The sequence below is a fragment of the Methylomonas lenta genome (assembly GCF_001644015.1).
In the GTDB taxonomy this organism is placed as follows: domain Bacteria; phylum Pseudomonadota; class Gammaproteobacteria; order Methylococcales; family Methylomonadaceae; genus Methylomonas; species Methylomonas lenta.
Genome location: NZ_LUUI01000018.1, coordinates 1 through 1,754 on the forward strand (window position 1 = coordinate 1; position 1,754 = coordinate 1,754).

Annotated in this window: 1 protein-coding gene; it reads right to left on the reverse strand. The window is 59.1% G+C overall.

Features of this window, described 5'->3' with window-relative positions; translation table 11 throughout:
• The coding region (locus A1359_RS01150) for an ABC transporter permease (RefSeq protein ID WP_157200427.1) at window positions 1-1,754 on the reverse strand (1,754 nt) is incomplete at both ends.

Genomic DNA, 1,754 nt, shown 5'->3' on the forward strand with positions numbered 1-1,754 from the left:
AGAATGAAGGTGGCGAAGATGGCGGCTATCTGGCTGCGGGTGAAAACCGAGACCAATAAGCCTAAGCCGGTGGCGAAGGTCACATAGAGCAGCGCGGCCAAGGTCAGTAGCAGGAAGTCGCCCTTGAGCGGCACGCCAAAAACCCACACCGCCATCGCGCACAGTAGAAAGAAGTTGATCATGCCTATGGCGATATAGGGTAGTTGTTTGCCAACGAGAAATTCGAACTTGCTCACCGGAGTGACGTAAAGGTTGAGGATGGAACCGAGTTCCTTTTCGCGTACCACGCTGAGCGCACTGAGCATGGCTGGAATCAGCATCAGCAGGATCGGGATTACCGAGGGCACCATGGCGGGCAGGCTAAGGACATCAGGGTTGTAACGAAAGCGCGTCTCAATGGTCATCAATTCAGCCGGTGCTTGATCCGTGGCATAGCGACGCATTTGCTCCCGCAACCAGACCTGGTGCATCGCCTGCACGTAACCGAGTACGCTTTCGGCGCGAGTCGGCATCGCGCCATCGATCCAGGCGCCAATTTTTACCGGATCACCGCGCCGCACATCGCGCGCGAAGTTGGGTGGAATCTCCAGCGCCAGACTCAGTTCGCCGCTACGCATACGGCGGTCGAGTGCGTCGTAATCGGCAATGGGTGGCTGGGCGATAAAATAACGTGAGCCACCGAGGTCGAGTGCGTAGTTATTGCTGAGTGTGGTCTGGTCGCGGTCGAGTACCGCAAAACGCAGATTCTCGACGTCCATGGTGATGCCATAACCGAAAGTAAGCATCAGGAATAAGGTGCCGAACAACGCGATTGAGACGCGGATGGGGTCACGGTACAGTTCGAGGGCTTCGCGCACGCAGATGCTATACAAGCGCAGCAGGCTGAAGCGGGCGCCAGACTGAGCGGCCTGATTGTGCACCGGCGCCGATGGCTGCATGGGCGGGGTCGCCAGAGACATCGGCGCTTCGTCCGTTGACTCGTCGTCGACACCACCCGCTTCCTTCAGATAAGCAATGAACGCTTGTTCCAGCGTGGCGTGACCGTTACGGTCGACCAGCGCGGCGGGAGCGTCGCTGGCGAGCACCTTGCCCGCATGCATCAACGAGATGCGATCGCAGCGTTCGGCTTCGTTCATGAAGTGGGTGGAAATGAAAACCGTGACCTGGTCACGGCGGGCGAGATCGACGATCAGCTCCCAGAACTTGTCGCGCGCCACCGGATCGACGCCGGAGGTCGGCTCGTCGAGAATCAACAAGTCCGGCCTGTGGATCACCGCTACTGCCAGTGACAGACGCTGGCGAATCCCCAGGGGTAATTCATCGGGCAGGCTGTTCATGGCTGTGTCGAGCATGAAACGTTGCGCCATTTCGGCGACGCGGGCGGGAATCCCTGCGTCGGGCAAGTGGAATAGTTTGGCGTGCAGCTCCAGGTTTTGCCGCACTGTCAGCTCAGTGTACAGCGAGAATGCTTGCGACATATAACCGACGCGTCGTCGGGTGGCCATATTGCTGGCGTCGACGATGCGGCCAAACAGCCGGGCTTCGCCTTCGCTCGGTTGCAACAGGCCGGTGAGCATTTTCATTGTGGTCGACTTGCCGCAGCCGTTGGAACCCAGAAAGCCGAAGATTTCCCCGCGCTCGATGCGTAGGCTGACGTTATCGACGGCGACAAAATCGCCGAAACGCATGCTCAGACCGTGCGCCTCGATGGCAATTTCCTGTGTGCCACCGCCGGTGTTGCGCGGTGAAATCAC